This is a genomic window from Acidobacteriota bacterium, from assembly GCA_019347945.1.
Classification (GTDB): domain Bacteria; phylum Acidobacteriota; class Thermoanaerobaculia; order Gp7-AA8; family JAHWKK01; genus JAHWKK01.
The window spans coordinates 29592-42023 of record JAHWKK010000006.1 but is presented as its reverse complement, the minus strand read 5'-3'; the positions used below and the strand labels follow the sequence as shown (position 1 = coordinate 42023).

At 61.1% G+C, this 12432-nt stretch carries 13 protein-coding genes; 9 read left to right on the top strand and 4 right to left on the bottom strand.

What is annotated here, in order from left to right; all coding sequences use genetic code 11:
* Positions 1–13: 13 nt before the first annotated feature.
* Entirely contained in the window at positions 14–2026 is a 2013-nt protein-coding gene (metG, locus tag KY459_05405; GenBank protein MBW3564140.1) for a methionine--tRNA ligase, read from the bottom strand.
* Positions 2027–2651: 625 nt separating this feature from the next.
* Here metG and mtgA point away from each other — a divergent pair.
* Positions 2652–3605 carry a monofunctional biosynthetic peptidoglycan transglycosylase gene (mtgA, locus tag KY459_05400; protein MBW3564139.1) on the top strand — a complete coding sequence of 318 codons (954 nt, stop codon included), beginning with the start codon at positions 2652–2654 and terminating at the stop codon, positions 3603–3605.
* Between the two features lie 406 nt (positions 3606–4011).
* On the opposite strand, the gene KY459_05395 is transcribed toward mtgA, so the two are convergent.
* The gene (locus tag KY459_05395) at positions 4012–4557 is read right to left on the bottom strand and encodes a hypothetical protein (GenBank protein ID MBW3564138.1); all 546 of its coding nucleotides are present in this window, start codon (positions 4555–4557) and stop codon (positions 4012–4014) included.
* Between the two features lie 77 nt (positions 4558–4634).
* Between KY459_05395 and rfbC the strand changes: the two genes are divergently transcribed.
* Genes rfbC through pepE form a run of 3 tightly spaced genes read left to right on the top strand, consistent with a single transcriptional unit; the run spans position 4635 to position 6633 of the window.
* Complete coding sequence (gene rfbC, locus KY459_05390; protein MBW3564137.1) at positions 4635–5186, top strand: dTDP-4-dehydrorhamnose 3,5-epimerase; 552 nt, start codon at positions 4635–4637, stop codon at positions 5184–5186.
* Entirely contained in the window at positions 5183–5935 is a 753-nt protein-coding gene (locus KY459_05385; GenBank protein MBW3564136.1) for a DUF481 domain-containing protein, read from the top strand. Before rfbC ends, KY459_05385 begins: the two co-directional genes overlap by 4 nt.
* Entirely contained in the window at positions 5932–6633 is a 702-nt protein-coding gene (gene pepE, locus KY459_05380; protein ID MBW3564135.1) for a dipeptidase PepE, read from the top strand. Before KY459_05385 ends, pepE begins: the two co-directional genes overlap by 4 nt.
* A 478-nt stretch (positions 6634–7111) precedes the next feature.
* On the opposite strand, the gene bcp is transcribed toward pepE, so the two are convergent.
* Together bcp and KY459_05370 are read right to left on the bottom strand one after the other, a co-directional pair.
* Complete coding sequence (gene bcp, locus KY459_05375; GenBank protein ID MBW3564134.1) at positions 7112–7600, bottom strand: thioredoxin-dependent thiol peroxidase; 489 nt, start codon at positions 7598–7600, stop codon at positions 7112–7114.
* Between the two features lie 5 nt (positions 7601–7605).
* Positions 7606–8715: an aminotransferase class I/II-fold pyridoxal phosphate-dependent enzyme gene (locus KY459_05370; protein MBW3564133.1), complete on the bottom strand. Its 1110-nt coding sequence runs from the start codon at positions 8713–8715 to the stop codon at positions 7606–7608.
* 177 nt (positions 8716–8892) lie between these two features.
* Between KY459_05370 and KY459_05365 the strand changes: the two genes are divergently transcribed.
* The 5 genes from KY459_05365 to KY459_05345 are packed head-to-tail and all read left to right on the top strand — an operon-like array spanning position 8893 to position 12393.
* Positions 8893–9321, top strand: a complete 429-nt coding sequence (locus KY459_05365; protein MBW3564132.1) for a hypothetical protein — start codon at positions 8893–8895, stop codon at positions 9319–9321.
* Positions 9318–9587 carry an HPr family phosphocarrier protein gene (locus tag KY459_05360; GenBank protein MBW3564131.1) on the top strand — a complete coding sequence of 90 codons (270 nt, stop codon included), beginning with the start codon at positions 9318–9320 and terminating at the stop codon, positions 9585–9587. Before KY459_05365 ends, KY459_05360 begins: the two co-directional genes overlap by 4 nt.
* A 16-nt stretch (positions 9588–9603) precedes the next feature.
* Positions 9604–11382 (top strand): phosphoenolpyruvate--protein phosphotransferase, encoded by a 1779-nt coding sequence (ptsP, locus tag KY459_05355; GenBank protein MBW3564130.1) that lies wholly within the window; start codon positions 9604–9606, stop codon positions 11380–11382.
* The gene (locus KY459_05350; GenBank protein ID MBW3564129.1) at positions 11379–11765 is read left to right on the top strand and encodes a cupin domain-containing protein; all 387 of its coding nucleotides are present in this window, start codon (positions 11379–11381) and stop codon (positions 11763–11765) included. The genes ptsP and KY459_05350 overlap by 4 nt, the downstream gene beginning before the upstream one ends.
* Positions 11743–12393 carry a hypothetical protein gene (locus tag KY459_05345; protein ID MBW3564128.1) on the top strand — a complete coding sequence of 217 codons (651 nt, stop codon included), beginning with the start codon at positions 11743–11745 and terminating at the stop codon, positions 12391–12393. Before KY459_05350 ends, KY459_05345 begins: the two co-directional genes overlap by 23 nt.
* The last annotated feature ends 39 nt before the right edge of the window (positions 12394–12432 follow it).

The following is a 12432-nucleotide window of genomic DNA, read 5'->3' as shown; positions in this document are numbered from 1 at the left end:
GAAGGCGCCGGCGTCAGCGGACTTCGGTTCCGGGGGGGACGGCGGGGTCGACACCGAGAAGCGACGGGACGCCGTCGACCGAGGCCGCGAGGATCATCCCCTGTGACTCGATCCCCATCAGCTTCGCCGGTTTCAGATTCGCGACGATGACCACCTTGCGTCCCACGAGCTCGGCGGGGTCGTAGGCCTTGCCGATTCCGGCGACCACCGTCCGCTCGCCATCGCCGGTCGAGACCCGCAGCTTCACGAGCTTGTTCGACTTCTCGACTCTCTCGGCCTCGAGAATCTCGGCGACGCGCAACTTCGTCTGGAAGAATTCATCGATCGAGATCTCCGTCGCGTCGGGAGGCTGGGCCTCGGTGGTCTCGCGAGGCGCGACTCCGGTTCCTCCCGCCGGGGGAGGGCTCGCAGTGTCGTCGCTTCGAGTCGCCGCGGGGTTCGCCGCCTGAGTGGTGTCGATCGGGGGGCCGGATTTGTCCTGACTGGTCATCGAAATCTCCTCGAGGAATTGTTTCTGATCGATTCTGGGAAAGAGCGCTTCTCCTTCGGGCAGCGCGAGGCCGGTCTGCAGAGATCCCCATTCGAGCGCGCGCGCCCCGGTGGACTCCGGCTCGATCCCGAGCTGGCGAAAAGCCGCCGAGGATACCCGCGGCATCACGGGTGACATCATGACCCAGACCAGCCGCAGACCTTCGAGAGCATTCCAGAGGATGCGGGAGAGACTTTCGTCGGCGCCCTTCTCCTTGTAGTGCTTCCACGGCTCGCGGGCCACGATATAGGCATTGATCGAATTGAGGAGATCCCACACCTCGTCGAGCGCACGCTGGAAGTTCCAGCCGTCCATCGCGTCCCTCCATCGAGGGATCACCGCGAGCGCCCGGGTCCGGATATCGCTGTCGCCGCACTCGACCGGCGGGGTGCTGCCGTCGAAATACGTCCGCGACATCTTCAGCGCGCGTGAGAGGGTGTTGCCGAGATCGTTCGCGAGGTCGGCATTGAACCGCTGTACGAACGCCTCGTCCGAGTAGTTGGCGTCCTGTCCGAAGCTCATCTCGCGGGTCATGTAATAGCGGAGGGCATCGGGACCGAATCGCTCGATGATGTGATTGGGACGAACGATGTTGCCCGTCGATTTCGAGATCTTCTGATCGTCCCGGAGCCACCAGCCGTGCCCGATGATGCTCTTCGGGAGCTCGATCCCGGCCGACATCAGGAAGGCAGGCCAGTAGACCGCGTGAAAACGAACGATGTCCTTGCCGATGAGGTGAACGTCGACCGGCCAGTACTTCTCGAGCAGCGTTTGATCGTTGCTGCCGAAGCCCATCGCGGAGATGTAGTTGGTCAGCGCATCCATCCAGACGTAGATCACGTGCTCCGGATCGTCGGGAAAGGGGATGCCCCAGGAGATCGAGGTCCGCGAGACCGAGAGGTCTTTCAAGCCCTGTTCGACGAACGAGATGATCTCGTTGAAACGGGTCTTCGGTCTGACGAACCCGGGATTGGCGCGGTAGAAGTCGAGAAGCGGCTTTTCCCAGGCCGAGAGTCGGAAGAAGTAGTTGCGCTCGGTCGTCTTCTCCACCTTGTGACCGTCGGGGCAGAGCCCGTCGACGAGCTGCGAATCGGGAATGAAGGCTTCCTCGCTCTGGCAGTACCAGCCGGAGTGCTCACCGACGTAGAGGTCGTCGGGGTTGCGCTCCCGGATTCGCCGGATGAGCTCGTAGACTCCGGCCTTGTGTCGCGGCTCGGTCGTGCGGATGAAGTCGTCATGACTGATCGCGAGCGTTTTCCATAGCTCGTGATGATTGCGGACCACACGATCCGCGAGCTCGATCGGCGCGATGCCTTCCTTCTCCGCCGATCGCTGGATCTTCTGCCCATGCTCGTCGGTGCCGGTGAGGAAGAAGACGTCGTCTCCGATGAGCCGGTGATAGCGGGCGGCGACGTCCGCCGTCACGTTCTCGTAGATGTGGCCGATGTGGGGGAGGTCGTTAACGTAATGAATTGCTGTCGTGATCGAGTATTTCATGGTGCGTCGTTCCGGCTGGCCGCGAATTTACCCTAACCGGGTGAGAAAGCGACGTATTGCTGTGAAAAGGATATGAGGATGTGAGGATATGAGGATGTGAGGAAAGGATATGAAGATTTCAGGATTTAAGGATGGAAGAGGGTGAGTATTCAGGATGTGGGGGATGTAGGATCGGTCCAGGGACGAGCAAACACTCGTCATCCTGAGCAATTGACCGGCGCGTTGCGCCGGTGAAGCGGAAATGAAAACCGAGCCCGCAAAACTCCGCACCCCATACTCAAACCGGCGTCGTCCCGAGCGGGCGGTCGGGTGGGCAAGCGAGGGACCTTGCAGGGTGGGACATCAGGCCAAGCGAAGCGCTGCAAAAGGTCGAAGTCCACGCAATTTCGTGGTCGTTTCATCAGGAGCCGGCGTAGCGCGGCGAAGGATCTGGGCGGTGGCTCGCGAAACGCCAGTACCGGATTCTTCTTCGGTTCACTCCAGAGGGCGGTGATCCTCAAATCCTTACATCCTCATATCCTTCTCTCACAAAGACGACGGGCAGAGCGATCAAACTCGCTCAATTCGAACTTCAGCGAATGGGGTCCGGTCCGTGCATCGGCTTCGCTGACGGAGGCGCTAGGAAATGCTCAAGAAAGTTCTGATCGCGTTGGGTGCCATTCTCGGGGTGTTTCTCCTCTGGCAGCTGATCACCTTCTCGCGGGTGGGCAAACTGGCCACCACGAATCCCGAAACGACGGCATTCATGGAGCAGCGGAAGGAAGAGCTGCGGGATGCGGGGAAGTCCGACGAGCTCGATTACCGCTTCGTCCCGTGGGATCGGATCTCTCCGAATCTCCGGGCCGCCGTCATCGTTTCGGAGGACAGCCGCTTCTACGAGCATGAAGGGCTCGATACCGAAGAGCTCGAAAAGGTCGCACGGGAAGCGTGGGAGAAGAAGAGTCTCGGCCGGGGAGGGTCGACGATCACGCAGCAGCTCGCGAAGAATCTCTATCTGTCACCCTCCCGATCTCCCTGGAGGAAGCTCAAGGAGCTCCTCATCGCGAAACAGCTCGAGCGGAAGCTTTCCAAGAAACGGATTCTCGAGCTCTACCTCAACGTCGTCGAGATGGGTGAGAGAGTTTACGGAGCGGAAGCGGCCGCCTGGCACTATTTCGGAGTCCCCGCCTCGTCGCTCTCACCGTCGCAGGCGGCACTGCTCGCTGCAAGTCTGCCGAATCCGCGAAAGATGAACCCGGGAAATCCGGGACCGTATCTTCAATCCCGTCGGGACATCATCGTCTCCAGGATGCAGCGCTGGGGCTACATCGCCGATCGTCGCGTTGAGAGCGAGGCGGAAATCGAGGAATCGGAAACCACGGAATCGGCCGACGACGTCACGCCCGAAGAATCCATGCTCCCGGATGTCGAAACGAGCGGCGAAGAACCCGCCGTGGAAACCGAGGAGCAACCGGTGGAAGAGCAACCGCCTGTCGAAGAGGATGAGCCGGTCGAACCTCTCGAACCCGCCGAGCCCCTCCCTCCGGAAGGGGAAGAGAATCCCGAAGAACCGCCGGATGACAAGGCTATGAGGATGTAAGGATTTGAGGATTTAAGGATCGGGCCGGCACGAGCAAGCACTCGTCATCCTGAGCAATTGACCGGCGCGTTGAGCGGTGAAGCGGGAATGAAAACCGGAGCCCGCAAAACTCCGCACCCCCTACTCAAAACCGACGTCGTCCCGAGCGGGCGGTCGGGTGGGCAAGCGAGGGACCCTGCAGGCTGGGACATCAGGCCAAGCGAAGCGCTGCAAAAGGTCGAAGTCCACGCAATTTCGTGGTCGTTTCATTAGGAGCCGCCGAAGGACGGCGAAGGATCTGGGCGGTGGCTCGCGGAATCGACGCGATTTGTGAGCCTCAAAGATGCCTCTTCACTCCGGAAGGCGGTGATCCTCAAATCCTCAAATCCTCATATCCTTTTCTCAAATCCTCATATCCTGCCTCATCTCACGGCCAGAGCCAGGCGAAGACCCCCGCCGTCAGGAGTCCGTAGATCGTGGCATCGATCGAGTTCTTGACGGTCGTGCTCCAGGGCCGACCCCAGTAAATCGATTCGACGAAAGATCCCGCACCATGGGCCAGAACGGCGATCGCACCGGTGATCTGGAACACGTCGAGGTATTCGGTGCCTGGCGCAAGCGTGCGACCGGCGATGTAGGCGACGAAGATGCCGATGATCGTCAGGTGGACGAACCAGAGCGAGAGCTGCCTGGTCATGTTGGGCGACCACTTCAGAATCGTCACGAACCCGGATGGGCCTCTGGCGAGTTTCTCCTTCAGCTCCGGAGTCATGGATTTCCATTCCCTGACGTACGGCATCGAGTAGACGCCGGGCGGAACGGGGCCGACTGCCTTCATGACCGAATCTTCATCAGGGAGGGGTTCGAGGTCGGTCTTGTGATGGGGGAGGACCATCCAGATGATCGCGCTTGCAATCCAGACGAGGGCGGCGGAGAGGAGTATGGGCACCCAAAGCTCGAGAATCGGGATCATGACGGCCTCCTGCGGCCGGATTCTAGCAGGGTTACCAATGTGGAGAGTCGGCTCTCGCCGTGTATGATTCCGCGCCGATGAACGTGATCGAGACCGACCTGCCGGGAGTTTTGCTCATCGAGCCGGACGTATTCGAGGATGCCCGGGGCTACTTCATGGAAACCTTCAATTCCCGGCGGTTCGAGAGCGCCGGAATCCCTGCCCGGTTCGTCCAGGACAACCACTCTCGCTCGGCTTACGGCGTGCTTCGAGGGCTGCATTATCAGGAACCGAGGCCTCAGGGAAAGCTCGTCAGGACAGTGAGAGGGGAGATCTTCGACGTCGCGGTCGACATCCGGCGAGGCTCGCCGACGTTTCTCAGGTGGACGGCGGCGGAGCTCAGCGATCGCAACCGGAGAATGCTCTGGGTTCCGCCGGGCTTCGCCCACGGGTTTTGCGTCACCTCGGACGAGGCGGACGTCATCTACAAATGCACGGAGCTGTGGCACGGTCCCGATGACCGGGTGATCCGGTGGGACGACCCGGCCATCGGAATCGATTGGCCAATCACCGACCCCGTCCTGTCCGAAAAGGACGCGACGGCAACATTGATTGCAGACGCGGAGGTACTTCCCGAATGGAATGGATGAAGAAAACAGGACTGCTCGTCGCACTCGTTTTGAGCGGCCTGTCGCTGCCCGCTTCGGCGGACGCGCTCGACGTGGATGGATATCGCTTCAACGCCGGCATCTCCTGGCTGTCGACGACGGGAAACAGCGAATCCTCGTCGTTCGGGCTTGCCTCCAACTACGAGCGGAAGCAGGGTGACTGGCGCTATCTGCTGATCGCGGGAGCTCTCGAGGCGAGCGAAGGAGGGGAGACGGTCGCGGAAGCGTTCACTCTCGGAGGACGGGCGTCGAGGCTGATCCGGGACCGGCTTTCGATCACCGGCGGTATTCTCGGGGAACAGAACCGGTTCGCCGGGATCGATTTTCGCTCGACTGTCGACCTCGGGGCCGACTGGCGCGCGATCGATCGCGAGGACTGGTCGGTGAATGCCATTGCGGCGGCGACGTACAACATGGAGGAGCTGACCGACGGATCGGACCAGGAGTACGCCGGGGCGCTCCTCGCCGTCAGAAGCGTGTGGGATCTGTCGGAAACGGCCAGCTCGGAACAGTCCATCAGATTCGAGCCGAACTTCGATGATACCGACGACTACAGAATCGACGCCCAGGTCGGCCTGAAGGCGGACCTGACCGGCTTGCTGGCGTTGAAGGTGTCGTACGGCCTCCGATACGACGCGGTGCCCGTGCCCGGTTTCGAGAGCACCGATACGATTGCGACCGCATCGGTCGTATTCGAGCTCGAGCGGCTCGCCGGGGGAGGCGTGGAATGAAGCAGGCGCTGCTGCTCAGCAACTCGAGGCTGTCGGGCGAATCGATGCTCGAGTGGTGTTCGACCGAGATCCGTGAATTTCTGAAGGACTCGGAGAACTGTCTCTTCGTGCCATGGGCGCTCAGCGATCATGAAGGTTATGCGAGACAGGTCGGTTCGGCCTTCGACTCCTTCGGACTGGGGCTCTCGTCGATCCACGAATCGGATGATCCGGTCGCGGCGATCAACGAGGCATCGGCGATCTTCGTCGGAGGAGGCAACACGTTCCGGCTGCTGGACCGGCTTCAGCGTGCCGGAGTCGTCGAGGTGATTCGCAACCGTGTCGCGTCGGGCGAGCTCCGATACATGGGAAGCAGCGCCGGATCGAACGTCGCCGCTCCGACGATCCGAACGACCAACGACATGCCGATCGTTCAGCCGGCGTCGTTCGATGCGATTGGAATCGTCCCTTTTCAGATCAATCCGCATTACACCGATCCCGATCCCGCGTCGTCACACATGGGAGAGACTCGGGAAGAGCGGCTGATCCAGTACCTCGAAGAGAACGAGACCCCCGTGGTCGGAATCCGGGAGGGGAGCCTGATCAGAGTCGAGGGGGAGACGTACACGGCGGGGGGGAGGTTTCCGGCCCGGATCTTCCGGCGCGGCGTGGATCCCTATGACGTCGAACCGGACTCGGAGCTCGACTTGGAAGAGTGACGAGTGAAGAGTGAAGAGTGAAATGGGAAGGGGCCACCCACTCGCGAGCCGCCCAGGCCACCCTTCAGCGCTCCGCTTGGCCCGACTGTCCCAGCCTGCGAGGTCCCTCGCTTGCCCGCCCCGACCGCCCGCTCGGGATGACGTCGGTTTGAGTATGCACGTGCGGACCTTTCTGGGCCCGGATGTCATTTGCGCTTCACCGGCGCAAGGCGCCGGTCACCTGCTCAGGATGACGAAGGGGTGGGTTTCGCGAGAGCAAACATTCGTCCTTGATCGTCACTTCGCGCAAACAGAACATTCGTCATTCTGAGCCCGGCGGAGCGCGGGCGAAGAATCTGGGCGGGGGGTTGATGACCACCAACATACGGCGTTGAGGCGGGGTCGGGTCTGAACTTGGAACTTAACTCCCAAAAGCGGCGCTTGATCAAACGTTTTCGGAGTTAAGTTCCAAGTTCAGACCCGACCCCGTATCCCGTCCTCATTTCTCCTTTTTCAGCTCGCGGAGGTCGTTCAGAAGGGTTTCACCGTGTGTTTTCGCATCGACTTTCCGATAGATCTTTCGGATGCGACCATCGGGTCCGATCAGAAAGGTGATCCTTTTGACGCCCCATGATCTTCGTCCGTAAAAGTTCTTCTCCCCCCACGCTCCGTACATCTTGGCAATGTCGGCCGTGCTGTCCGAAAGGAGGGGAAAACGGAGGTCGTATTTCTCGCGGAACTTCTCGTGGGACTCGAGGGAATCCGTCGACACGCCGAGAATCTCGGCACCCTCTTTTCTGAGCTCGGCGCGGTAGTCGCGGAAGGAACACGCTTCGGCGGTACATCCCGGCGTGTCGTCTTTCGGGTAGAAGTAGAGGACGACCCATTTCTTCCTGAAATCGGAGATGCTGACGTCGCTGCCGTCGGTGGAGGGAAGATCGAAGTCGGGCGCCTTCTCGCCAATTTTCGGTTCGTAGTAATCCTGCATTCAGCTCAATCTCCTTTTCTGCCGAAGTCCCTGAGACGCCGGCAGGCTTCTTCCAGATCTTCGAAACTCTTCGCGAAGCAGAATCGGAGAAGGTCTTCTCCGGCTCCCGGCGGGTGGAAGGCGGCGCCGGGGACTGCTGCGACTCCCGCCCGCTCCAGAAGCGATTCCGCGGCCTCGCGGGAGTGATCGTAGCCGAGACCTCCCGTACCAGCCAGCATGTAGTAGGCGCCCTGCGGTACCCACGGCTGAAAGCCCGCATCCCTCAGCGCGGATGCCAGCATGTCGCGCTTGTCCTCGTAGTCCTCGGCGAGCTTCCGGTAGTAGCTCTGATCGATCTCGAGACCCGCCGCGACACCCCACTGCAGCGGGGTTGGGGCGCACACGTAGAAGAGATCGTTGAGAAGCGCAATCCCGGGAGCGATGTCGGGAGGAGCGATCACGTATCCGATCCTCCAGCCAGTGATCGAAAAAGTCTTCGAGAAGCCGGAGATCGTGATGACGCGATCGGCCAGACCCGGCATCGATGCCATCGAGAGGTGGACGCTCCCCTCGTAGACGATGTATTCGTAGATTTCGTCGGTGAAGACGAGACAGTCGTGCTCGATCGCGAGCTGGCCGATCAGCTCGAGCTCTTCACGCCGGAACACCTTGCCGGACGGATTCGAGGGAGTGCAGACGACGATTGCCCGGGTCCGGTCATTGAAGGCGGCCGCGAGCTCGTCCGGATCGAAGCGCCAGTCGGGAGGATGGGTCCGGACCGAACGGACGCCGACGCCGAGCAGCTTCGGCGTGCTGACGTGGTAGCCATACCAAGGTTCGAAGACGATGATCTCGTCTCCCGGCTCGAGCGTGGCCAGGACCGCCATCGCGTATCCACCGGTCGCTCCGACCGTGACGATGATCTGCCCGTCCGGATCTGCTTCGATCCGGTTGAAGCTGGCGGCTTTCTCTGCGATGCGCTTGCGGAGCAGATCGATTCCATCCATCCGGGAGTAGGTCGCGAGGTTTTCTCTGATGGCGTCAATGGCGCCCTCGGCGACGAGATGCTCGGTGTCGATGTCACAGATGCCCTGACCGAGGTTGATGCCGCCGGCCTCGGTGCAGAGGACCGACATCCGGCGAATGTCGGACTGAGTGAACCCGTCGAGGCGTGATGCGGTACGCTTCTTCACGGCGCCCGAGCATAGCACCCGACAACTGCCGCTGCCATCGACCCGCTCAGGCGAAGGAATGAGTTCGGGCCGCGGTGCGATAATGATCCCTTGAAGTAACGTGAGAGGAGGCTCCTGGCATTGATCCATGGTTTGATCGTCACGCACGGGGGGCTCGCAGACGAGCTTCTGGAAGCTGCGAAGAGAATCGAAGGCACAATCGAAGGGATCGAGGCGCTGACTCTTGACTGGGATGAAGATGTCGACCGGGCCCAGGAGAGGGTTCGTGCCGCCGTCGATCGAATCATTCGCCGGGGAACCGATCTGATCATCTTCACCGACATGTTCGGCGGAACGCCGAGCAATCTCAGCATGCCGTTCATGCAGGAGGGAAAAGTCGAGGTGATTACAGGTGTGAACCTGCCGATGATCGTGAAGTTCGGAGCGTTGAATCGCGGAGACTGCGAACTATCGCAAATCTCGCAGATCGTGCGGGAGAAGGGCGCTCGGGCAATCTGCGTCGCCTCCGAGCTGCTGCATCAGCAGGCGGCCGGAGGGGAGGAGAAGTGATCGAGCGTGAGATCGAGATCAGCAACAAGCTCGGCCTTCATGCGCGAGCTGCCGCGAAGCTCGTTCACACGGCGGCCCGGTTCGCCTCCGACATCAAGGTGAAGAAGGGTTCCGAGGAGGTCGACGGAAAGAGCATTCTCGGGGTTCTGCTGCTGGCAGCCGCCAAAGGATCGAAGATCACCATCTCGGCCGACGGATCGGACGAAAACGAGGCGATCGAGTCGATCCAGCAGCTTTTCGACGACAAGTTCGACGAGTCGGAGTGACCAGGCCGTGACCACCATGACCGAGGAACCGCGAGGCAGACTTCGCACCTACAAGGGGACAGGCGTCTCTCCCGGCATCGCGATCGGACGCGCCCTCATTCTCGAAAAGCGAGGGGGATCGATCTATCGCGTCCCGATCCGCCCGGACGACGTCGCGAAAGAGCTTCGAAGGTTCGATCAGGCGATCGCCCACACGAAAGCCGAGATCGAGGACCTGCGCGAAAAGGTCACCCGCTCGATGGGCGACGAGTATGCCTCGATCTTCGACGCACACGCGATGATCATCGAAGACCCTTCGTTCGTCGACGAGATCCGGCAGCGCATCGAGTCCGAATTGATCAGTGCGGAGTGGGCCGTCACCACCGTCAAGGATGAGCTCCTCGCCCGTTTCGACAGCTTCGAGGACGCCTATCTTCGGGAACGGGGGGAGGACATCTCGGACGTTGCCCGGACGCTGATCGAGAGTCTGGAGGGGAACGCCCGTCATGATTTGTCGGAAATCGAGCATGACGTGATCATTTTGGCCGATGATGTGACACCGTCGGACGCGGTCCATTACAACCGAAAGCCGATCGTCGGCTTCGCCACCGAGTCCGGCGGGCGGACCTCACATACCTCGATCATCGCGAAATCGATTTTCCTTCCGGCAGTGATCGGCGTTCCGCGCCTGACCGAGATGATCGATAACGAGGAGCTGGTGATCATCGACGGGTGGGAGGGGACAATCCACGTCAATCCGTCCCGGGCGATGATCGAGGAATGCCTCAGTCGCGAGCGGAGGCATCGCGAGCAGGAGGGCCGGCTGCTCGAGAACCGGGACGTTCCGCCGGTCACGCGTGACGGGCGGACTGTGACGCTCCGAGCGAATATCGAGCTCGTCCCGGAGGTCAACGACGCGATCCGGTTCGGCGCCGAGGGGATCGGTCTCTATCGCTCGGAGTTTCTCTACATCTCCAAAAGTCCGGACCTCCCCTCGGAGGACGAGCACTACGAGGTCTACAGGGAGCTGCTCGAGAAGATGTCTCCGAATACGACGATCATCCGGACGTTCGATCTCGGCGGAAAAAAACTCGCGCGGGAAGTCATCGGAAGCGATGAGGACAACCCGGTGCTCGGCCTGAGAGGTCTGCGTCTCTGCATGAGGCACAGGGATATGTTCAGGACCCAGCTTCGAGCGCTCTATCGTGCGTCGGTGCATGGGGATCTCTGGATCATGTTCCCGCTGGTGTCGAATCTCCAGGAGGTCCGGCACGTGAAGGCGCTTCTCAAGGAGATCGAGCGGCAGCTCGAAGCCGAGGGGATCGAGTTTCGGAAGGACATTCCGGTAGGGATCATGATCGAGGTGCCGGCGGCAGCTCTGATCGCGGACATTCTGGCGACGGAGGTCGATTTTTTCTCCATTGGAACCAACGACCTGATCCAGTACTCCCTTGCGATCGACCGCGGCAACGAGAACGTCGAGTATTTGTACGAGCCCTTCCATCCAGGCGTGCTCCGGATGATACGGGGGGTCATCCGCGCCGGAAGCGAGGCGAACATTCCGGTCTCGCTGTGTGGTGAGATGGCGGGAGATCCGATTTTTACCGCGATTCTTCTGGGACTGGGTCTCGAGCACTTTTCCATGAGTCCGGCGTCCATTCCGATGGTCAAGAGCGTCATCACGAATCTGAAGTATTCGGATTCGCGGCGGATCGCCGAACAGGCCCTGCTCCGGAAGACTGCGCAGGAGATCGAAGAGTACGTCATCGAGCAGGTGGCTACGCGGATTCCGCAGGGACTCTCGAGGTTCGGATGACGAAGAAGGAACCGGGAAGGCTCCAGGCGGCGCGCGTCGTACGCGTCCCGAAGCCGTGGGGCTACGAGCTGATCTTCGCAAAAACGGACCGTTACGTCGGCAAGATCCTCCACGTCACCGGAGGTGAATCGCTCAGTCTGCAGTATCACGAAATGAAGGAAGAGACCCTCTATGTTGTTCGAGGACGAGTACGGCTGACAGTCGAATGGGACAGTCAGCGTCGTGTAATCGAACTGGGGGAGGGTCAGGCGTTCCACGTTCCCCCGCGAATGATTCACCGGATCGAAGGAATCGAGGACTCCGACATCGCCGAAGTTTCGACCACGGAGCTCGACGACGTCGTGAGATTGGAGGATCGATATGGCCGGGTCGAAGAGAATTGAGACTGCGCTGATCGCCGCGTTGATGCTGGCGCCGGGTGCCGCTCTGCACGCGCTCCAGTCTCAGGACCAGGAAGCGAGCGAAGCCGGGGAATCGACCCGGGCGGACGAGAACGAGCAAACCTCGAAAGAGTCCGGGCGCACCGAAGCCGCCTCGGCCGATCGAAGGAAAGCGGCGACGACGCCGGAGACAAGGCGGGTACAGCCTGCTCGTTCTCCAGAGTCCCGGATGGTGAGGGCCGCGAAGAGCGCGTCCGAATCGAAGGGGGCGCGCATCAGCCTGACCAACGCCGACCTCGACAAAACGAAGGGAACTCTCATCGTGCTCGAGGGCTCCGGGCGCCAGCAGGACGATCCGCCAGCAGCGGCCACGAAAAAGGACCCCGAGGAGTCGCGGAAAGCCGTGACCGCGACGGTCCAGGCGGCCCGCACGCAGGCTCTGCGCGAGAAACAGCGGAAGCTGTTGACCGACAAAATTGCGGAGATCGAAGCGCGCCTGGCACGTTACGAAGACGAGTTTTATACCACTGAGGACGACATCCGGCGGGAAGAGCTGGAAGCGAAGTTCGCGGCCAGTCAGAAGGAACGCGCCGAGCTGCGCAAACAGCTCGACGAGCTGGGGGACGAGTGACGGCATCCTCTGGACGGTTCTTCATCGAGACCTGGGGGT

Excerpts from the sequence above, each read along its gene's own strand:
- metG (MBW3564140.1), bottom strand. The coding sequence starts at position 2,026 with ATGAAATACTCGATCACGACAGCAATTCATTACGTTAACGACCTCCCC.
- mtgA (MBW3564139.1), top strand. The coding sequence starts at position 2,652 with ATGCTCAAGAAAGTTCTGATCGCGTTGGGTGCCATTCTCGGGGTGTTT.
- KY459_05395 (MBW3564138.1), bottom strand. The coding sequence starts at position 4,557 with ATGATCCCGATTCTCGAGCTTTGGGTGCCCATACTCCTCTCCGCCGCC.
- rfbC (MBW3564137.1), top strand. The coding sequence starts at position 4,635 with ATGAACGTGATCGAGACCGACCTGCCGGGAGTTTTGCTCATCGAGCCG.
- KY459_05385 (MBW3564136.1), top strand. The coding sequence starts at position 5,183 with ATGAAGAAAACAGGACTGCTCGTCGCACTCGTTTTGAGCGGCCTGTCG.
- pepE (MBW3564135.1), top strand. The coding sequence starts at position 5,932 with ATGAAGCAGGCGCTGCTGCTCAGCAACTCGAGGCTGTCGGGCGAATCG.
- bcp (MBW3564134.1), bottom strand. The coding sequence starts at position 7,600 with ATGCAGGATTACTACGAACCGAAAATTGGCGAGAAGGCGCCCGACTTC.
- KY459_05370 (MBW3564133.1), bottom strand. The coding sequence starts at position 8,715 with ATGTCGGTCCTCTGCACCGAGGCCGGCGGCATCAACCTCGGTCAGGGC.
- ptsP (MBW3564130.1), top strand. The coding sequence starts at position 9,604 with ATGACCGAGGAACCGCGAGGCAGACTTCGCACCTACAAGGGGACAGGC.
- KY459_05350 (MBW3564129.1), top strand. The coding sequence starts at position 11,379 with ATGACGAAGAAGGAACCGGGAAGGCTCCAGGCGGCGCGCGTCGTACGC.
- KY459_05345 (MBW3564128.1), top strand. The coding sequence starts at position 11,743 with ATGGCCGGGTCGAAGAGAATTGAGACTGCGCTGATCGCCGCGTTGATG.